Annotated in this window: 16 protein-coding genes; 6 read left to right on the top strand and 10 right to left on the bottom strand. The window is 42.1% G+C overall.

Going from position 1 to position 19,158, the window contains the following annotated elements:
• The first annotated feature begins 27 nt into the window (after window positions 1–27).
• Together pyrE and R8P61_14320 are read left to right on the top strand one after the other, a co-directional pair.
• Window positions 28–663 carry an orotate phosphoribosyltransferase gene (gene pyrE / locus R8P61_14325; GenBank protein MDW3648241.1) on the top strand — a complete coding sequence of 212 codons (636 nt, stop codon included), beginning with the start codon at window positions 28–30 and terminating at the stop codon, window positions 661–663.
• The gene (locus R8P61_14320; GenBank protein ID MDW3648240.1) at window positions 642–1,145 is read left to right on the top strand and encodes an NADH-quinone oxidoreductase subunit C; all 504 of its coding nucleotides are present in this window, start codon (window positions 642–644) and stop codon (window positions 1,143–1,145) included. The genes pyrE and R8P61_14320 overlap by 22 nt, the downstream gene beginning before the upstream one ends.
• A gap of 1 nt (window position 1,146) precedes the next feature.
• On the opposite strand, the gene R8P61_14315 is transcribed toward R8P61_14320, so the two are convergent.
• The 3 genes from R8P61_14315 to R8P61_14305 form a co-directional block, all read right to left on the bottom strand.
• Entirely contained in the window at window positions 1,147–2,163 is a 1,017-nt protein-coding gene (locus R8P61_14315) for a hypothetical protein (protein MDW3648239.1), read from the bottom strand.
• A 190-nt stretch (window positions 2,164–2,353) separates the two neighbouring features.
• A complete protein-coding gene (locus tag R8P61_14310) occupies window positions 2,354–2,947 on the bottom strand; it encodes a DUF6134 family protein (GenBank protein MDW3648238.1) in 594 nt (197 codons plus the stop codon).
• 39 nt (window positions 2,948–2,986) lie between these two features.
• Window positions 2,987–4,477, bottom strand: a complete 1,491-nt coding sequence (locus R8P61_14305) for an NAD(P)/FAD-dependent oxidoreductase (GenBank protein ID MDW3648237.1) — start codon at window positions 4,475–4,477, stop codon at window positions 2,987–2,989.
• 217 nt (window positions 4,478–4,694) lie between these two features.
• Between R8P61_14305 and R8P61_14300 the strand changes: the two genes are divergently transcribed.
• Together R8P61_14300 and R8P61_14295 are read left to right on the top strand one after the other, a co-directional pair.
• Window positions 4,695–6,989 carry a TonB-dependent receptor gene (locus R8P61_14300; GenBank protein MDW3648236.1) on the top strand — a complete coding sequence of 765 codons (2,295 nt, stop codon included), beginning with the start codon at window positions 4,695–4,697 and terminating at the stop codon, window positions 6,987–6,989.
• 2 nt (window positions 6,990–6,991) lie between these two features.
• Window positions 6,992–7,483 carry a thioredoxin family protein gene (locus R8P61_14295; GenBank protein MDW3648235.1) on the top strand — a complete coding sequence of 164 codons (492 nt, stop codon included), beginning with the start codon at window positions 6,992–6,994 and terminating at the stop codon, window positions 7,481–7,483.
• On the opposite strand, the gene R8P61_14290 is transcribed toward R8P61_14295, so the two are convergent.
• The 5 genes from R8P61_14290 to R8P61_14270 form a co-directional block, all read right to left on the bottom strand.
• Window positions 7,440–7,997 (bottom strand): metal-dependent hydrolase, encoded by a 558-nt coding sequence (locus R8P61_14290; GenBank protein ID MDW3648234.1) that lies wholly within the window; start codon window positions 7,995–7,997, stop codon window positions 7,440–7,442. The two genes, R8P61_14295 and R8P61_14290, sit on opposite strands and share 44 nt — an antisense overlap.
• A gap of 10 nt (window positions 7,998–8,007) precedes the next feature.
• A complete protein-coding gene (locus R8P61_14285) occupies window positions 8,008–11,058 on the bottom strand; it encodes a CHAT domain-containing tetratricopeptide repeat protein (protein ID MDW3648233.1) in 3,051 nt (1,016 codons plus the stop codon).
• A gap of 83 nt (window positions 11,059–11,141) precedes the next feature.
• Window positions 11,142–11,681, bottom strand: coding sequence for a T9SS type A sorting domain-containing protein (locus tag R8P61_14280; GenBank protein ID MDW3648232.1), 540 nt, complete (start codon window positions 11,679–11,681; stop codon window positions 11,142–11,144).
• Window positions 11,659–12,531, bottom strand: coding sequence for a hypothetical protein (locus tag R8P61_14275; GenBank protein ID MDW3648231.1), 873 nt, complete (start codon window positions 12,529–12,531; stop codon window positions 11,659–11,661). The genes R8P61_14280 and R8P61_14275 overlap by 23 nt, the downstream gene beginning before the upstream one ends.
• A gap of 14 nt (window positions 12,532–12,545) precedes the next feature.
• Window positions 12,546–14,672, bottom strand: coding sequence for a tail fiber domain-containing protein (locus R8P61_14270; protein ID MDW3648230.1), 2,127 nt, complete (start codon window positions 14,670–14,672; stop codon window positions 12,546–12,548).
• Window positions 14,673–14,917: 245 nt separating this feature from the next.
• Between R8P61_14270 and R8P61_14265 the strand changes: the two genes are divergently transcribed.
• Both R8P61_14265 and R8P61_14260 read left to right on the top strand, forming a co-directional pair.
• Complete coding sequence (locus tag R8P61_14265) at window positions 14,918–15,508, top strand: sigma-70 family RNA polymerase sigma factor (GenBank protein MDW3648229.1); 591 nt, start codon at window positions 14,918–14,920, stop codon at window positions 15,506–15,508.
• 42 nt (window positions 15,509–15,550) lie between these two features.
• Window positions 15,551–16,279, top strand: coding sequence for a hypothetical protein (locus R8P61_14260; GenBank protein ID MDW3648228.1), 729 nt, complete (start codon window positions 15,551–15,553; stop codon window positions 16,277–16,279).
• Here the strand turns inward: R8P61_14260 and R8P61_14255 are convergent, their stop codons facing one another.
• Together R8P61_14255 and R8P61_14250 are read right to left on the bottom strand one after the other, a co-directional pair.
• Window positions 16,280–17,233: a DUF1295 domain-containing protein gene (locus R8P61_14255; protein MDW3648227.1), complete on the bottom strand. Its 954-nt coding sequence runs from the start codon at window positions 17,231–17,233 to the stop codon at window positions 16,280–16,282.
• 93 nt (window positions 17,234–17,326) lie between these two features.
• Window positions 17,327–19,066 carry a phospho-sugar mutase gene (locus R8P61_14250; GenBank protein MDW3648226.1) on the bottom strand — a complete coding sequence of 580 codons (1,740 nt, stop codon included), beginning with the start codon at window positions 19,064–19,066 and terminating at the stop codon, window positions 17,327–17,329.
• Window positions 19,067–19,158: the final 92 nt, after the last annotated feature.

The following is a 19,158-nucleotide window of genomic DNA, read 5'->3' as shown; positions in this document are numbered from 1 at the left end:
TTGCTCGCTAATCATCAATATTTAGTCGTGGAAAGTAGCAAAATAGCAGAGTATTTACTTAAAATCAAAGCTGTAAGGCTTAGTGTAAACGAGCCTTTCACCTGGAGTTCCGGATGGAAATCTCCGATTTATTGTGACAACCGATTGAGTCTTTCCTTCCCTGAGGTGCGAAATTTTATTAAGATCTCTTTTGTAAAAATGATCCGCGAGAAATTTCCGGAAGCAGAAGCTATAGCTGGAGTAGCAACTGGAGCGATTGCATTGGGGGCTTTGGTGGCAGATGAAATGGACTTGCCTATGGTCTATATTCGATCAAAAGCCAAAGGACATGGGATGCAAAATCTTGTAGAGGGACAGATAAAAGAAGGAGGGAAATATGTGGTGATTGAAGATTTGATTTCGACAGGAGGTAGTAGTGTGAAAGCTGTCAATGCGCTCAAAGAGAGTGGAGCTGAGGTCTTGGGTACAATTGCCATATTTAGTTATGGATTTCCTCAGGCTACTGAACTATTTAAAAGTACCGGAAGCCCGTACTATTCCCTGACAAATATGTCCCAATTGTTGCAAAAAGCCGAGGACTTTGACTATCTTAAGGCCGAAGAACAAGCCACGATCCTTGAGTGGCAAAAAGACCCTGAGCAATGGCGGAAAACAATTTCCTAGACACCATCAAATCCAGTAGCTTCCAGGACTACATCATTGAAGTACGCGGATACGCCAATGAGATCACTGTAGAAGTGGATGCCAAGAAAATCTTAGAAGTCCTAAAGGTGCTAAGAGATCAGTTCGGATTTAATTTCCTTTCAGATATCACAGGTAGTGATTACTACACAGATGAGAAGCGCTTTGAAGTTTCTTATAATCTTGTGAATATCGAAGGTCGCCGCCGTATGCGTGTTTCCTGTCGAATAGAAGAAGATGATCCCAGCCTGGATTCAGTTACCAGTCTATGGGAATCTGCAGATTGGTACGAAAGGGAAGTATGGGATATGATGGGTATCAAATTTAATAATCATCCGGATTTGCGTCGTATGTTCATGCCGGAAGATTATGAGTGGCATCCTTTGAGGAAAGAATTCCCATTGCTGGGAATCCCCGGATCTATTCCCCTTCCAGAAAAAGATCCTCCCAAAGAATATAAATAATCTAGTTTTTTACGCTCAATCTATTCTTGTCCATATGCAAATCCAGCATCATGGATTTTTGTCCGTGTCCGACCATTAGAGCCTGATGCTCATTGATGGGCTGGAATTCGTAAATGGAATTTTTGGTAACAGAGAGTTTGCTATCTACTTCCAGAGATTCACTCAGGAATAGGACATCGCCATAATAGTTGAGTCCTAGCCAACCACCCCCTAATCTTTTAATGCTCCAGATACATCCGTATCCATCCAGTTTTTCATGGGGACCCCCAAGCATGCCGATAATGCCATGCTGCGAATATTTGGAAGAAGCAGTTCCACTGTAAAAGATGCTTCCACCAGCTTCTTCTAAATGGTGTATGAGCCCTGGCACAACACTTTGTTTGCTAAACTCCAAATCCAGTTCTGACGCCTGCATGATTTTAGTGTTCCGTCCTCCAAAACTGGCAGCATAAATCTTGCCTTCTGCATGCTCCAGAGACCAGACAAAACTCAAAGAATTTTTATGGTGAATATTTAATTCTTCGAAAAACTCGAGGTCTATACTGGCGATAAAACCTAAAGGTACCGTCTTGATGCCCTTGGCAATTTTTTGATGCCCTCCAGAAACCATCAAGCGGTTTTGATTTGGTAATAAAAGAAGGTCGTAAAAGCAACGCTTTTCAAAATTATCAGGGACTACTGCTTTTAGCCATTTTTCAGTGCGAAGGTCATAACTGAAAAGTCCCCCATGATTGGTACCCACGAATACTTTTTCATCATTGGATACAATTCTCAAAATATCCAGATCGGGCTCAGGGAATGCTATGCGGGTCAGATTTCCTTCATCATCGATTTCATTTAGCAGTCCATTCTCTCCAGCCATCCAGAATCTTCCTGGAGCAATCTCGGAGATGTCATAATAGCTGCTGTCTCCATGATGTTCATTTTGGATCATTCTAACTCCCTGGGCCTGTAAAAAGGCCAACGAAAGTAATAGTAGGAGCGAGACAGCTGTGTTTCTAAGTATAAATGCTCTCATAATACGGGTTTTTTACAAAGGCTTATGCATGAAATACAAGCATTTCCGTATCATAGTTGCAGCAATTGATAAATTGCTTAATAAGCGTGATGGATACCTTAGCAAGCGGGTAGGGGGGAGAAGTGTGCTTGTGTTCAAGTGTTCTCGTATTCAAGTGCTTATAATTGTGCTGTACCACCAGAACACATCTTCATTCTTTCAATACAAACCTCACTTTTGCAATCGTATGGTTGAATTGCATTTCCTGACAAATGCCGTTTTTATAAATGAGGGTATTGTGGCTGCCGTTGGGGGGCTGGAGAATATATCGGCCGTTTCCCTGATCCTCTACAGTTAGCCAGCTGCCCCAGCGTTCTGAGAATATCTTCTTTCGACCTTTGGGGGCTTCGAAGTAGGTGTTTAAAACGCAGTAATCAATATTGGGGATTTGCAGGCTTTCCTTGTCTCCATCAACATCAGAATTGTAATAACTTCCTTCTCTTTGGCCTTTTACTTCTGTGCGTAGTTTTCCGTCTCGGGTCAATTGCACGAGTGAGCGTTTGAGGTCCCCGCCTTTGAAATCTGCCTCATAATAAAAGCGAAGTTCCCAATTCAGGAGAAAACGAACATTGAGGATGGCTTCAGAATGGAAGAATACCTGATCACCTTTAACTTCTCGCTTCACGATCATGTCTCCGATGTAATCATCCCCTTTATAGCCCTTATAGACAAGGGTTTGTGCATGGGTCTCTTCCAGAATGAGAAAGAAAAACAGGCAAATACAAGAAACAAGAATATTTCGCATAGGTGTTTTTCTAAGAAACGAATGAGCTAAGGAATTAGCTTATGAAACCGGAGTTTTTTCTTCGGATACTTCCTGATTTTCCCATTCATAGGCTTCCTCATGTACTTTCTTCGTAAGTTTTCTATACTTGATAGTTGAACCCGGCCAGAGGGTGGTATTCTTTCCTGTGGAGGTCTGGTACCAACTTACGCATCCTCCACTTTGCCAAACGGTTTCTTCCAGTTTCTCCTGAATCTCTTTATTATGTGATTTCTGGATATCCGCTTTAATATCGAGAAAGGGGAGATTGTTTTCTTTCAATACCTGAAGGTAGTTCATTACATAATTTACTTGCGATTCAATCATATGAACCACAGAATTATGTCCCAGGCCTGTATTAGGACCCAGGAGGAAGAATAGATTGGGGAAACCGCTTACAGAGAGACCGTAATAAGCTTCTGGCCCTTCTTTCTCCCAGGATTTGATCAAGTCTTTCTTGCCTTTGCCATAAATCTTCATATCCAGCATGATCTCAGAAGCAATAAAGCCGGTTGCCATCACGATAGCATCTACTTCATATTCACGACCCTGATCATCTATGATGCTATTGGCTTTCATTTCTTTGGCAGTAGCTTCTATAAGGTCGACATGCTCCAGCTGAAGGGCAGGATAATAGTCAGAGGAAACCAGGACTCTCTTGCAGCCCAATCTGTATTTAGGAGTAGCTTTCGCTCGAAGTTCGAGGTCTTTGATGCTCTTTTTACGGAATGTATTGGCTCCAAAAGTTGCAAGGGTATTCATGAAAGAGGTTTTTAGAAAACCGCTTACACTTGATTCCAGCCTCCAATAAAGGAGCGTACGTTTCAAATTCAGGAAGCCCGGGATGTATTTATTCATCCACTTTTCAAAGCCGAAGAATTTCCGATCTGGTCTGGGTAGTAACCATGGTGCGCTCCTTTGAAAAATGTATAATTGGGAGGCGTCTTCTGCAAGTTCAGGGATGGCCTGTATGGCGCTGGCACCAGTACCCACCACAGCTATACGCTTTCCTTTCGGATCAAAATCTTCATCCCATTGAGCGGTGTGAAAAAGTTCTCCCTGATAGCTTTCTTCTCCGGGAAGATGGAGAAAGTTGGGGCGACTTAAAGGACCTGTTGCAGACACGACTAGCCTTGCTTCACAGCTAAAACCATCCAGGGTTTTGATATGCCAGATTCCTTCTTTTTCATCAAAACTCAATTCGCTAACTTCGCTATTGTAGCGAAGGAATTCTTCCATTTTAAAATCCTGACTGGTCTTTTTTAAATATTCCAGAATTTCTCCTTGTCGCGCATATTTTCGGCTCCATTCAGGATTTTGGGCAAAAGAAAAAGAATATAGATTGGCTGGAACGTCACACGCACAACCTGGATAGCGATTCTCTCTCCAGGTTCCTCCTACCTCCGAAGCTTTTTCAAAAATGATAAAAGAATTGTAGCCGGCTTTCTTCAATCTGATTCCCATTCCCAATCCTCCAAATCCAGCCCCTATAACGGCAACTTCATATCGCATATCGAGTAGTTTTTCTCTGAATTTACACAATATCGAAGCAAAGGGAAAGCAAGATTTCCCTATGAATAAAGCGGCATGCGGCATGCTTAAATATGAACATGATTTTAGGCTATTCGTCAAGATTATTTTCGTTTTATCCAGATTTATTGAAAATAATTGCAAAAAATATTTTTTAGGTGAGCCTAAACTTTTATTTTTGCTTACGTAAATATATGATATGAAGCATTCTATCCTTTACTTTATTCTACTAGTAGTCTCATTTTCAGTGGTTTCTGCCCAAACTGCTCAAATTCAGGGAAAGATCCTGAATGGAGACATCCCGATAGAGTTTGCCCATGTGGTCCTGAAAAAGACTCCCTTTGGATCTACAACGAATCAAAACGGGGAGTTTTTGATTGAAAATCTTCCTTTGGGAAGCTATGAAATAGAGGTGAAGATGCTGGGCTTCGTTCCGTATAAGCAGAAACTCGTTTTGGGCAAAGCCAATGAGCTTCTGGAGTTAAGCATTGCTCTGGAAGAATCAATGCTTGCATTGGATGAAGTAGTGATTTCCGGTACAATGAAGGAGGTCAATAAATTGGATAGTCCGGTCCCGGTAGAGGTTTATAGTGCTTCTTTCTTTAAGGCGAATCCGGCTCCTTCGGTTTTTGAATCGCTTCAGAATGTAAATGGCGTAAGGCCACAATTAAACTGTAATGTCTGCAATACCGGAGATATCCATATCAATGGATTGGAAGGTCCCTATACGATGGTGATGTTGGATGGAATGCCCATAGTGAGTGGGCTTTCTACGGTCTATGGTTTAACTGGCATTCCTCAGGCATTGATAGAAAGGGTAGAGATTGTAAAAGGACCTGCTTCCACTTTATATGGATCAGAAGCTGTCGGAGGTTTGATCAATATTATTACCAAAAAACCGGGCAATGCCCCTCTTTTTTCTGCGGATGTAATGGGAAGTAGTTGGGGGGAGATCAATACTGATTTGGGTTTGAAATATAATGTCGGAAAAAGGGCTGAAGCCTTATTTGGCCTCAATTATTTCAACTACCAAAATCCCATCGATAATAATGGAGATGGTTTTACAGATGTCACCCTGCAAAATCGAATCAGTTTCTTTAATAAGATTAATTTTCAAAGAAAAGATGGAAAAGAGTTTTCTGTAGCAGGGAGGTATGTGTATGAAGACCGTTGGGGAGGACAGATGAATTGGGAGAGTAAATTTCGTGGGGGGGAAGAGGTTTATGGAGAAAGTATTTATACCAATCGCTGGGAATTCATTGCCAATTACCAGCTTCCTGTAGCAGAAAATATTCGTTTGCAGCTCAGTGCCAATGGTCATGACCAAAATTCGGTCTATGGGAATATGCCCTATCTGGCGAAGCAGAACATAGGATTTACTCAGCTGATCTGGAATAAGCCTTTGGGAGAAAGACATGATATATTGGCGGGTGCTGCTTATCGCTATACCTATTATGATGACAATACTCCTGCAACGGCCAGCTTTGATACAACTGCAAATCCCTCAAATCTGGCTTCTGTAACTCATTTGCCGGGCGTGTTTTTGCAAGACGAGATTGCATTAAATTCTCAAAACAAGCTTTTGCTAGGAGTCAGGTATGACTACAATAGTTCGCACGGGAATATCTTTTCCCCTCGTATCAATTATAAGTGGAACTCGGCGAATAAAAGAAATATCCTTAGGCTGAGTGCCGGAAATGGATATCGGGTGGCAAATATTTTCACCGAGGATCATGCAGCCCTTACCGGGGCTCGTCAGGTGGTACTTGAAAGCGAGCTCAAGCCTGAAACTTCCTGGAATGCAAACCTGAATTTCGTCAAGAAGATTTTTACCAAAAACAATACCTATATCGGCCTGGATGCAACGGCCTTTTATACCCATTTTGGCAATCGTATCATTGCGGATTATGAAAGCGATCCCAACAAAATCATTTACGATAATCTGGATGGTTTTGCAGTTTCAAAAGGCTTCTCTCTAAATCTGGATATGGCCTTCAATTCGGGATTAAATCTCTTGGCAGGTATAACGCTGATGGATGTTTATTCGGAAGAAAATGGGGAAAGAGATCGCCAATTGCTAACAGAGAGAGTGGCCGGGGTTTGGAGCATTTCCTATAGCTTTTCTGAATTGGGTCTTAGCCTCGATTATACCGGTAATCTTTATGGGCCGATGGAACTTCCTTTGCTGGGGGATAAAGACCCTCGACAAGCAGAGTCGCCCTGGTGGAGTCTTCAGAATATTCAAATTACGAAGAAGACTCAGGGGAACTGGGAAATCTATGGAGGGATCAAAAACCTCTTAAATTATACACCACCTGCCAATAGCATTGCCCGAGCCTTTGATCCCTTTGATCAGGGAGTAAGTTTTGACGAGCTGGGACAAGTAATTTCAACTCCCAATAATCCCCATGCTTTGAGCTTTGATCCGACCTATGTTTTTGCTCCCAATCAAGGAATTCGGGCATTCCTGGGTGTCCGTTATACCATAAACTAAACATGAAAATGAGAAACCTCATGATCTTTCTGCCTCTCTTATTTTCAGTTCCCCACTCACTTCTTTCCCAGGAGTTGAATTGGACAAATTTTGAGGAATTGGTCGAATTGCAAAGGAAAGAAGTTCGGCCGCTTATGATTTTCATTCATGCAGATTGGTGTAAGTTCTGTTTGATGCAGGAGAACAATACCTTTACAGATAAGGAAATCGCTCAATACCTGAATGAGAATTATTATGTCCTCAAACTGAATGGAGAAAGCCAGGAAGCTATCCGTTTTCTGGGTAGAGAGTATCGCTATAAATCCAATGGAGCAGGAACGGGTCAACATCAATTGGCTGAATTCTTGGGGAAAGTAGATGGTAGGCTTAGCTATCCAACTACGGTTATTCTTTCCCCAGAATTTCAACTCAAAGGGCGAGAAAATGGATTTTTAAATAAGGATGCATTTATCATTCTATTGAGGCAGGCTTTCCCTGCACTTTCCGCCGGATAACTCCCAGCAGAATAATACTTAGACTGGGGATACCGATCCATAGTAATTCACTTTTGATTACTCGCAATCCCCACTCACTGAAAAACCTGGAGGCACCTATAGGGGAAACCTGGATTTCTCGCCAGGGAAGAAAGTAGCGACTATTTTCGAATGGAGCGAAAAAAGCAACCCCCAGCCCTCCCGTCGTCATTGCATCAAGTACTGCATGAGAAAGGCTACATAAGGCGAAATAGAGACTCAATAAAAGCCCTTTCTTGCTTAGGATGGCTTCTTTAGGATAAAAAATCCAGCTGATTAGCACACCGAATATCATCGAGAAAAAAATGGAATGACTAATCCCTCTATGGCCCCAAAGACTTTCATAGGGAATTCCAAAACTGAATGCTATGACATCGGCATCCGGAAAGATGGCACAAAACATCCCTAATAGATAGAATTTAAGTCTTTGCTCTTTTGGGGGATTTAGAGAGCCCATGCTGGCAGCAGCAAGGGCATGTCCAAAAATAGAAGCCATAGGTACCTTATCAGGAGTTGTCTTGAAATTTGCTGCGGTAAATTATAAAAAGCAAAAGCAAGACCAGCAGCAGAGCTATGCCATAGAAGTATAATGGAAAAGATGTTTCAATAGCTTCCATGCTGCCTACGGGGATTGGGGCGGCCCAGAAAAAGGGATGCGCATGGTAATTATCTTGAGATTCGAGAAAACTCAATTTGGCTTTTTGAAGGGCGAGGTCTTTCGGCTCGCCTGCAGCTATGTTCTGATAAAACTTTTGCATCAACTCTGCGGTCTTCTGGTCATTGACACTCCAAAGGGTTGTAATGATACTTTGGGCTCCTGCATAGGAAAAGGCTCTGGATAAACTGGCGATTCCTTCACCCGCTTTCAATTCTCCCAGGCCCGTTTCACAGGCACTCAAGACCACCATCTCTGCAGGGATATTCATATTGTAAAGATCATTGACAAAGAGAAACTCTTCCTGTTGTTCTGATCCGGGTGCCATGGCCAAATAGGAAAAGTCTGAATTAGCTGTATTTAGTTTTCCATGCGTGGCGAAATGAATGATATTGTATTGACCCGCAAAAGACCGGAAGTTTTCAGTCGTGGCTTCTTTTCCCAAAAGCGAGCGACCACCCATAATCTCCCTGATTTGATCCGCTTCTTTTTTATTATAAACAAGCGGCCCCAAACCTTCTCTTCTGGCGGTCTCGACATCTGCAAAAGCCAGCTGTTTATCCTCGAACTCTGGGGCAATAACCAGGACTTCACGATTTGCCAGGCGCTGTTTTTTTAGATCCTTCATCTCTTTGAGCAAGGTGGCTGAGTAAGAATAGGAGATGCTGCTTTTCCGGATTAAATAAGGGAGTTTTTTAAAAGAAGCCTCGCTATCCACTTCCTCGGTCAATAAAACATCAAAGGGAAGATATCCAATTGACTTATGAGGGATGATAACCAATCTCTCCGGAAAATTATCGCCTAAAACCGGAGCCAATAACTTTTGATAAAGCTCATAGGCCTGCTTTTGGTAAGTCAGGCTGCTTGTCCGGAAGCTTTCTTCATCTTGCTCTTTGCTTATGAAGTAGGTATAAAGGTTCGAGCGGAAATCGGCAATCACGCTATCTAAGCCCATAGGAGTTGATAGCTTATGAAAACTTCTTTCCTCCGGACTTACATAAACCACAAACATAGAACTGTCTCCTACAAAATACTCACACCAGCTACTATTCTCTGCAAGCAGACTGTTTTGAAGGTTGGCAATACTACTCACTTCTGTATTGTATTTCATATTGTGGTAGAGGGGATACTTTTCCTCAAAAACAGCCATCAAAGAATCATAGGATTGTTTTCGCCTAAAGAAAATGCCTTCAAAATCTTCGCTGATCAAACTATCAGAACTATTAGCTATGAGGTTTTCATAAAAATTCATTTCACGACTCAAGCTATCTTCAAGATCCAGGAGGTCTTCTGAGATTCCTGCATATTGTTGCCCTTTATGTTGAAGTACATTGGCTAGCAATAGCAAAGATTTATTTTTGCCCATCAATTCAAATGCACGCTCTATATAGCTGGGATCTTTTTTTGTTTTATAAAGTTCATACGCCAGATTCATACTCCTTTCGAAGTAATCACTCGAGCCTTCCTGCCAATAGAGTTTAGAATTTTCTGCTTTATAACTACTTCTCAGGTAATCAAGGAGTTCAATGGCTTTGAAATTCTGATTGAGAGCTTGTTGCAAATATATAGTTTCATTGTCATTAGCTCTTGCCTTCCTCTCAAAGATATTGGCTTTCTCTCTCAGAGCTCGCATGCGGTTAGCAGGACTGAGGAAATCATCAACTTCAGGATTCTCGTTCAGGTCCATGGAATCAAATTTCTTGCTTCCAGCAATAAGTCCCTTCTGCATGTATTCAAGACTTTGGTCATATTCTCCCTTCAGTTGATAGGCATAGGAGATATTTTCATAGGTCTGAGATAGCATCGGATTTCGCTTTTCATGGACTTCCTTTGCGATTTTCAAACACTCCTGATACATTTCCAGGGATTTTTCAGGTTTCCCCATCCGTTGATAAGCAGCTGCCAGATTATTGTAACTGAAAATCAAATCCGGGTGGGCACCTCCATATATTTCCTGCTTGATTTCTCTCTCTTTATCAAAATACCCCAGGGCTGTTTGAAAATCTCCCTGTACCGCATAAATAATCCCTACATTCATGGTGAGGTAGGCTGCTTTTAAGGAACGTTCTCCCAACTTCTTCTGGTAGATTTGGAGGGATCTATTATAGTTGTTCAAAGCATTCTGGAAATCCCCCAGGTAGAATAAGGCATTGCCCAAATTATTGTATGCACCTGCTATAGCGACGGTATTCTCCATCCCTAATTTCGAATAAACCCGAATAGATGCTTCCTGTAACTCTTTTGACTTTCCAAAATCCCCGCTTTTTTCATAATGGACTCCCAGTTCATTATAATCTACTGCTACTCTTTCACTCATTTCTCCAAAAGCTTTCTGATCCAAAGCGAGAGCTTCCTCATGATAGCTTTGTGCTTGCCGCAGGTTTCCCATCAAACGGTTGATTCTCCCCAAAGAGGTTAGTTGCTGACTGATTTGGAGAGGATCGGGTTCACTCATCTTTCTGTTGAGCATCCTTGCCTGAGTATATGCCTCTTTTGCTTTGACATACAGGCCTATATTCTCATAGTATAGACCTTTGAGACTGTTAGACTCAATAAATAGCTTTGTTTCTGTTAATTGATGCTTTTCAGCATAGGTAAAGGCAGAATCCAGGTAAATTTCTTGTTGCTTGAATTCACTTAGCGTTCCACTATTTTTGGCCAGCAAATTCAATACTTTCAGATAAGCTTTCGGATCATGAGTTTTTTGCAAGGCCATATGTGCCTTGAGCAGATAGCTTTGAGAAAGTTTATAATTTTCTTCTTTAATGAGTTTTTCTGCTTGGAAAATATAGGATTCGTGTTCCTTTGCCCCTTCCTCCTGTGCAAAAATTTGAGAAGGAGAAAGTAGTAAGATGCTACAAATTAGGAGCAGTGAAAGAATATGTATTTCAGTACGGACCATTCAAATGTTAAGACAATCACCTTAATCAATAAAAAAGCAGCCTTTCGTGCTGCTTTTAAGATAATTAAGAATTTAGTAAAGCACTATTCTTTACTAATCGGAAATATCGTTTTTTTTCCAAGATCTGAACAAACGATCCAATAGGACCCAGATGGAATTCCCGATAGTTCCAGTTTCGCTCCTGTAAATAACTCGACTTGCTGGAATTTCTTTTTAAAGAATATCTGTCCGGCTGCATTGATGATATACACCTGTTTGTCAGTATCATTTTCAGAATGATATTCCAGGGTTAGTTCATTTTTGGCAGGAATGGGATAAACCCTGGAAAGGGATTCTTTTCCTACTCCTACCTGCCCTCTGCGAATGGCTTCGAGTATAGTAGGATCTATGGGTTGCTCAAATCCTTTGGTAAGTATAGGCAGGTTATTCAAATCTGTTCCGATTATCGGTTCTCCTATAGTAAAGGAAAAATAATAGGGTGCACTGGTTGTTTTTCCTCCTACGCTTGAAAACACCTTTCTGTCCAGACTTTGGGCATCTGAACTGGATAGCTGAAGGAATATGAGGAGAAAGGCTAAGCTGCATTTGCTCCAAATTTTCTTATCTACATACATTGCTGACATCTTTTGTGAATTTGGAATCCTTGCTAATGATATAACCATTGTCATAAACAACGGGATAGTATTCTATTTCTCCATTTTCGTAGAGCAGGCGAATTACGACTTGCTCTTTAACAGTAAAAACGGACCAAAGGCCTTTGCTTTCAGACTCACTTTCAGAGACATCTCCTGATACGCCTGTCCCTCCAAAATAACTGGATGAATAGAATTGAGCCAGAAATTGGCCGTTGCTGCAAAAGTGAATACTGGTACTGCTGCTTGAACCCGCGCCTGCATATGAGTCGAAGCTACTTGTATTCGTATCATAACTAGACCTGCTTTGCAGTTTACTACCATTGAGGTACTCCTTCCATTCGGCTGATTTAGCTGTGCTTGCAAAGGAACGGTAACTCAGTGAACTCATGATCTGTTCCAGAATGCGATCATAGCTTTCATTATACAGGTCCTTTCTGACAAGCGCCAAAACCATGATACCTCCTGTTTGCCATTTCTTACTTAATCCAAGACGAAGCGGAGCTTTTACCATTTGTCCATCTGCATATCCGGCATAAGTTGTTGAATAGGTTCCATTACTGAGCTTTTTTGTTTGAAGCTCAGGGGCAAGCATGACCCCTTCTTCCTGCAGGCCTTCTGCCAGGTTTTGTCTTACTTCGGCTTCATTGCTATAGCCGTGTTCGGCTATAATGATGGCACCGGCAATGCTGTTGTGTCCCAGAATAATCAAGCCGTAGTCTTCTGAAACAGTTCTCCAGCCCTCCGGGATGTTTGCATTGATCTGGATGCCATCAAATCTGTGTTGAGCGTTTAGGCTGATTGCCCCTATTAGGAGAAAAAGTATACTGAATTTCTTCATTATTTTGTGTCTGATTAGTTTTTGCCTTGCAATGCGTTAACTTCTGATTGTAAGTGCTGTAGGAGTTTGCTTAATTCATCAATCTGTGTTTGCTGTTGTTCGAGCTTTTGAGATTGCTGGTCAATAATCTCCTGCTGTTCCTGAATAGATTTAATGGCTAGTATGGCAAAGTCATCATAGGAAAGTTGTTTATAAACCTCTCCTTGTTTTACCAATTGAGGGAATATTTCCTCAACCTCCTGGGCAATAAACCCAATGGATCGTTCATCAGATGCCTGATTATCTTTGTAGAAATACGTAGAGGGTTTGAGCTTGAGGACATTATCTAAGACCGAGCCTAGTTCTTCTATATCTCGTTTGACCCGAATGTCAGACAATTGATTGTAAGCACCATTTACTCGATCAATAGAAGCTTTGGCTACTCCGCTCCGTGCAAATTGAAGATCTAAAGCTGCATCATAGAATATGTCCCAGTAAGCCGTACCGCCATTTGCATTCAACCTCAGTCCGCCCCCAACAGTATTAGAGCTTTGCTCTATTTCGAATCGAGCATTTGGATTTAATCCTATTCCTACATTTCCTCCACCTTCAGCTATCCTAACTTCAGCTGCGGAATTGAAATTCAAATACAAACTGCTTCCCTGGGTCTCAATTTGATTTGCATCAAATCCCATTCCTGTGGTGGTCGTCCCAATGAGAATAGAAGCGCGGGTCAGGTCCAAATTTCCCGCATTGCTGAGTGAACCAAGCGCTGTGGATACATTGAGAAATCCTACGGGATTATTATAGCCTACAGCGGTTCGACCGTTCTTTAGAATGGTAAAGCTGTTAGAACGGGCAGCATTTGAACTCCCATCTCCGATCATAAATATAGGATCATTGGCTTGCCAGCTTGCACTGTCTCCTGTTATGACGTTGAATCTCCCCAGGGCCATGGATGCATAGGGGTATGAGTTGGTTTGGTAGCCGAAAGTAGAGGAATAATTTCCTCTGGCTTCTGTAACCCATCCGGTTGAAAAGGAATTGTAACCATAGGCATCGCTGGGCCCCAAAGCGATAGAGGCTTGCCCTCGGGCATCCGAATTCCATCCAATGGCTATGGCATAATCTTCTCGAGAACTGGACGCTCCTAATCCGGTAGTTCCTCCTCCGATGGATACTCCATATCGTCCTCCTGTATAGCCATACATTGCGATTCCCCCCTCTTCATCTGCTACTCCTTCAAATGTAATACTCCCTCGCCCTTTAGAAGATCCTCCGAAGGTAAAACTGTTGTTGCCCTGGGCACTTCCAAAAAAAGCTACACTGCCACTTCCATCTGCCCATCCGAAGGAACCAAAAGCGAATGCCCCAAATCCTTTTGCTCTGGAATTTCGCCCTGCTGCAAATGAGTAATAGCCTACGCTATCGTAATCCCAGAATTTATCATAATTATAGCCGCCAAAAGGATTGTTGAGATAGCCAGCACGAAAGGCTCCTTTCTGACCGTACCAGATCATTTTAAATCCGGAACCGGTCAGATTGGTGCCAAAAAGGACATTAGCAGTATCCCTAACTTGTAAGGTGGTAACAGGGGTATCGATCCCGATTCCGACCCGACCCGAAGGATAATGGGCTGCGCTGAGATTTTGAGACCAGATCGAAGTCCCGGGTGATCCCGGTACCCAGTTTGTCCCATCCCATACCAAAACTTCCCCGGGAGCCAATCCTGTCAAATCCACATCGGTCAGATCGATCATGCCCATATTTGCCTTGTCAGCATAAAGGGCATAGGGAACTGATTGAAAATCACAGGTCCCAATATTGACGATCCCTGTACCAGGATCCAGGTCTATTTGGATCTGATGATTGCTGGTCCCCCAGCCAATAGCCGGGAAACTACCAGATAGTACTGTTCCCTGTCCGATGACTACATCGAAGAGTCCGTAAATATCGGTAGTAACCGCATGTGACTCTTCGTACACAGTTGTCCCTCCACCATCTTGTATTCGAAAATAGACGGTGAGATTGGTGTTTGACATAGCTACTCCACTTCCTTGCCGGGCCACTGTCTGGAATTGTATTCCTTGTGGTACCTGAGCATGTAAAGTTTGGAATGAGCAAATGATAATGAGATAAAGTAAAGCCAGGTTTCTTTTCATGACGCTAATGTTGTCCTTTACCTGACAGTGCCTCCTGACTTAAATTATGTTACCATCAATGGGACATTTTTTTTAAAATGCTTACAGAGATCTCATATCACCTTTCTCTTCGCCTAATTTTGATTTTCCTTTTCTCTTTTAGTCGTTTAAGTTCTTTCTCAATCAACACTTAGCGACAGGAATTTTTATCTTTTCTCATGAAGCGGTAACTTTTCTGCTCAGTGAGGTAACTATAAGTTGAAAGCATGTCGGATTATTCTGATGAAAGGATCATCAGTTCTATTAAAAGTGGAGGAAGGGAGTTGGAAGAAGGGATGAAATTTCTATATCTCAGGCATTCTTGCCGGGAGATGGTATTTCGTTTTATTCAAAAGAGGAACGGAAGTCGAGAAGATGCTGAAGATATTTTTCAGGATGGTATTCGTTTTCTCATTTTACAAGTGAGAGCTGAAAAATACCATGCTCATGGAGACCTGGGAGCCTATCTATATGGGATTTGTAAAAATCTTTGGTTTAAGCGCTTCAAGAAAATCAGCAGAGAAGAAGCTCTGGATGCAAGGGCTTATGAGGAAAAACAAGAGGAAGGAGACCCTGAATTGGATTTAGTAGCGAAAGATCGACAGGAAAAAATACAAGAACTGATGTCAGGGCTGGGTGCTGCTTGCCAGAAGGTATTGCAAATGTGGCAGTTGAGCTACTCTATGAAAGAGATTGCAGCTGAACTGGGATATAAGAATGATGCGGTAGCCAGAAAAAAGAAAAGACTTTGTATGAAGAAATTGCTGGAAATCCTGGAAAAAGCACCGGTTTGGAAAAGCTGGATAGCTAAGAATTAAGATTTCCGGTAATGCTTAAGCGAGCAAGTAAAAAAGAAGATTATGGACTTTGATTCACAATATGATCTCATCGAGTCATATCTGGATGGTGAGATGACGAAGGTAGAAAAGGCTGATTTTGAAAGCAGGCTTTTGACGGAAGAAGGACTTCAGAAAGGACTGGATGAAATGAAACATGCAAAAGACTTTCTGGAAGAAGGGGCAGGGCTCTTTCTAAAGGAAAAGATGCAATCCTTCGACTTAGAGAAAAAAGAAAAGATAAAGCCTTTGTTTTCCTGGCGAATCCTTTCAGTCGCAGCTGTAATTTTACTGTTGATTGCCAGCTTTTTTTGGTTTAAGGGCCCTCTTTCAGGGCCCGAAGCGGTAAGTGAGAATTTTGAGCCTTATGCTGCTACTTCTCTTAGGGGAAATGCAAAAATGGAAAATCTCTTCAATCAGGCCGTACTTGCCTATGAGCGAAAAGACTATAATAATGCCATCCTTTTCTTTAGTCAACTCAATGCTGATGCCCCCAATTATATAGAATCACAATTATATCTGGGGAATGCCTTATTGGCGATAAAAGATTATTCTTCGGCTATCGCCCCATTGGAAATCGTAAGTACTAGCAAAGATATCCGCTATGCTGAAGCTGGGGATTGGTATTTGCTCCTTGCTTATTTGGGCAATGGTCAAGAGGAAGACTTTCAGCAATTGGCAGGCCAGATAGAGACTCTTTCCACTCATGGATATAAAGAAAGGATCAATGAGTTGCGAGCCCAAATGAAATGATCAACTGGCAACTTTCTCCCTTTGCTTCTCTGGTTTTGATCCGAATTTGGTGAAAGGCACAAAACGGGGAGTCCTACTTTGATATTCCCTGTATGCCGGATATTTTTCTGCGGATATTTCTTCGCTAAAATCAGAACTGCTTTTAAACAAAACCAGGAGGAGAAAAAATCCTGTGGCTGTCCAGTTGATCCAATTCCCGCTGGCAATCACACTGAAAAAATAAAATATAACCCAGACGCCCTGTTCTGCAAAATAATTAGGATGTCTGCTAATGCCCCAAAGTCCAGTATGGGTAAATCCTTTACCATAATATTCCCCTAAATCTTCTCCTTCACGAATTCTCCTATGCTTTTCTTCCTGGTATTTCCATTGTTGTTGATCAGCGATAGTCTCGTAGATAATCATGCCCAGAATAAGCGCCCCCAGAATATAATCCATCCATCCCAGAGCTCCTCCTTCCATACTTTTGACGATGGGCAAAGTCATGAGCAATACCAGACCCATTTGATAGAGAGAGATAAAAAAGAGATTGAATAAAACCCATTTCCATTCCGGTTGAAATTCCGGTTTTGCTCTAAGAATGGCCCAGCGATAATCCTCTTCTCCTTCCCAGAATTTCCAGGAATAGCCTCCTCTTCTTGCAAAGTTGAGGGTCAGGCGAATTCCCCAAATGCTTACAAGTACTGCCATAAGAAGCAATCTTGGTTCAAACCCTCCTTCTGCCGCAGCTACCCAAACATAGAGAATAGGGATCGTACTCCAGAGTTTATCTACCTGGCTGTAGTTTTTCGTCAGGCTGCTTATGATAAAGCAAAGAGCTGCAGCAATGAGGTAAATGTTTAGCAGTTTCCCGAGCGTCCCTGCCTGGAGGTTGCTCATAGGAGTATCAAAATTAAAGGCTAAAAGCGGGACGATAATAAGTCCGGTGATGAGTAGCAGTACAGTTCTCCACATGTTCTTAGAGTCAGGATAAAAAAAGACCCGTTCGAAAACGGGCCTTTGAATATATAATTTTATTCCGATTTTCGTAAATGCTAAAAACTTGAATTAGTTCAAATTCAGGTCATCAACGATACCATCGATCTTCTTTCCAAGTGCTTCATAAACTGCATCGAAATCAGATTTTTCAGCCATAGGAGCCTTTACACTAAAGTAAAATTTGATTTTTGGCTCGGTACCAGAAGGTCTGGCAGAAACTTTTGTCCCATCAGCAGTGATGAATTGTAGCACGTTGGACTGGGGAAAATCAAGACTAGATGTTTCACCATTCGTAAGATTGGTAGAAGTGAGGCTCTGATAATCCAAAGCCGTAACCACTGGCGATCCCTGAATTTCTTTGGGAGGATTGGCACGCATATCAGCCATCATCTGCTGGATTTCCTCTGCTCCTTTCTTACCTGTGCGTTTGATTGAAATCAGGTGCTCTCTGTACATACCGAATTGCTGGTAAATTTCCATCAACATATCAAAGAGGCTCAAGCCCTGGTCTTTTGCATAGGCTACTACCTCCGCTAAAACAGCGCAGGAAATAATGGCATCTTTATCTCTAACAAAGTCATTGACGAGGTATCCATAGCTTTCTTCTCCTCCACCAATAAACTCCATTTTTCCTTCCTGCTCCTTAAGAACCTGAGCGATGTATTTAAATCCGGTCAGGGTGTGGAAGGTTTCTACTTCAAAAGCCGTAGCCATTTCTGTCAAAAGATCAGTCGTAACTATGGTCTTGGCAATGTACTGCTTACCATTGAGTTTGCCTTTCTCTTTCCAGGCCTTCAAGAGATAGTAGATCATACAGGATGCTGCCTGGTTTCCATTCATCAACTGCCATTCTCCTTTATGATTTTTTACTCCGATCCCAACACGGTCTGCATCTGGATCTGTACCCATAACTAAATCTGCATCCAGATCTTTGGCCAATTGAAGAGCCATGCTCATGGCTTCAGATTCTTCTGGATTGGGATATACAACGGTAGGGAAGTTTCCATCCGGAGTAGCTTGTGCCTCTACTACATGTACATTGCTGAATCCTATTTTTTCAAGTATAGGAGGAACCATGGTTATACCGGTTCCGTGTATAGGGGAAAACACGATTTTGAGGTCGTGTTGATTTTTGATGGCTTCCGGGCTTACTACATTGGTAGTAATGGCTTCTAGATAGGGCTCATCAATCAAGGTTGTGATCCTTTCGATCTTACTTTCGTCTGCATCAAATTTTACAGCCTCAACCCCACTGATTTTCGCAACTTCAGCTACGATATTTTTGTCATGCGGTGAGGTAACCTGTCCACCATCATCCCAATAAGCTTTGTAGCCATTATATTCTTTGGGGTTGTGGGAAGCGGTAAGAACCACTCCACCTTTACAGCCCAATTTACGGATGCTGTAAGACAACTCTGGAGTAGGACGAAGTTCTTCAAAGAGGTATACCTTTATACCATTAGCAGAGAAAACTGCTGCAGTGATCTCTCCAAAGTACTGACTGTTATTGCGACTGTCATAGGCGATGGCAACTTTGATTTCTTCATCGGGAAAACTCTGGTTGAGGTAATTGGCAAATCCCTGGGTCGCCATACCGATGGTGTATTTGTTTACCCGATTGGATCCTACCCCCATGATACCTCTCAATCCTCCGGTACCAAATTCGAGGTTTTTATAAAAAGCATCCGTCAGTTCATCGGGATTCTCACTTTCCATCATACGCCGGATATCGGCTTTGGAATCTTCATCAATATTGCTGTTGAGCCAGAGCGTTGCCTTTTCTTGAATAGCAGGATCAATTACGATCATTGGATAGGTAATTATTTGTGTTAAAACCAGGTGTTGAATACCATGCAAAGGTGCAATATTTTTTCCTGATTTTTGGTGAAAATTATGCTAAA

The organism is Bacteroidia bacterium (genome assembly GCA_033391075.1).
In the GTDB taxonomy this organism is placed as follows: Bacteria; Bacteroidota; Bacteroidia; order J057; family J057; genus JAWPMV01.
Note: the sequence above shows the minus strand (reverse complement) of the source record. Positions and strands in the feature narration are given on the sequence as shown.

What these genes read in the sequence shown, in the direction of transcription:
- R8P61_14320 (MDW3648240.1), top strand. Translation starts at nt 642, where the DNA reads ATGGCGGAAAACAATTTCCTAGACACCATCAAATCCAGTAGCTTCCAG.
- R8P61_14315 (MDW3648239.1), bottom strand. Translation starts at nt 2,163, where the DNA reads ATGAGAGCATTTATACTTAGAAACACAGCTGTCTCGCTCCTACTATTA.
- R8P61_14310 (MDW3648238.1), bottom strand. Translation starts at nt 2,947, where the DNA reads ATGCGAAATATTCTTGTTTCTTGTATTTGCCTGTTTTTCTTTCTCATT.
- R8P61_14305 (MDW3648237.1), bottom strand. Translation starts at nt 4,477, where the DNA reads ATGCGATATGAAGTTGCCGTTATAGGGGCTGGATTTGGAGGATTGGGA.
- R8P61_14300 (MDW3648236.1), top strand. Translation starts at nt 4,695, where the DNA reads ATGAAGCATTCTATCCTTTACTTTATTCTACTAGTAGTCTCATTTTCA.
- R8P61_14295 (MDW3648235.1), top strand. Translation starts at nt 6,992, where the DNA reads ATGAAAATGAGAAACCTCATGATCTTTCTGCCTCTCTTATTTTCAGTT.
- R8P61_14290 (MDW3648234.1), bottom strand. Translation starts at nt 7,997, where the DNA reads ATGGCTTCTATTTTTGGACATGCCCTTGCTGCTGCCAGCATGGGCTCT.
- R8P61_14285 (MDW3648233.1), bottom strand. Translation starts at nt 11,058, where the DNA reads ATGGTCCGTACTGAAATACATATTCTTTCACTGCTCCTAATTTGTAGC.
- R8P61_14280 (MDW3648232.1), bottom strand. Translation starts at nt 11,681, where the DNA reads ATGTCAGCAATGTATGTAGATAAGAAAATTTGGAGCAAATGCAGCTTA.
- R8P61_14275 (MDW3648231.1), bottom strand. Translation starts at nt 12,531, where the DNA reads ATGAAGAAATTCAGTATACTTTTTCTCCTAATAGGGGCAATCAGCCTA.
- R8P61_14270 (MDW3648230.1), bottom strand. Translation starts at nt 14,672, where the DNA reads ATGAAAAGAAACCTGGCTTTACTTTATCTCATTATCATTTGCTCATTC.
- R8P61_14265 (MDW3648229.1), top strand. Translation starts at nt 14,918, where the DNA reads ATGTCGGATTATTCTGATGAAAGGATCATCAGTTCTATTAAAAGTGGA.
- R8P61_14260 (MDW3648228.1), top strand. Translation starts at nt 15,551, where the DNA reads ATGGACTTTGATTCACAATATGATCTCATCGAGTCATATCTGGATGGT.
- R8P61_14255 (MDW3648227.1), bottom strand. Translation starts at nt 17,233, where the DNA reads ATGTGGAGAACTGTACTGCTACTCATCACCGGACTTATTATCGTCCCG.
- R8P61_14250 (MDW3648226.1), bottom strand. Translation starts at nt 19,066, where the DNA reads ATGATCGTAATTGATCCTGCTATTCAAGAAAAGGCAACGCTCTGGCTC.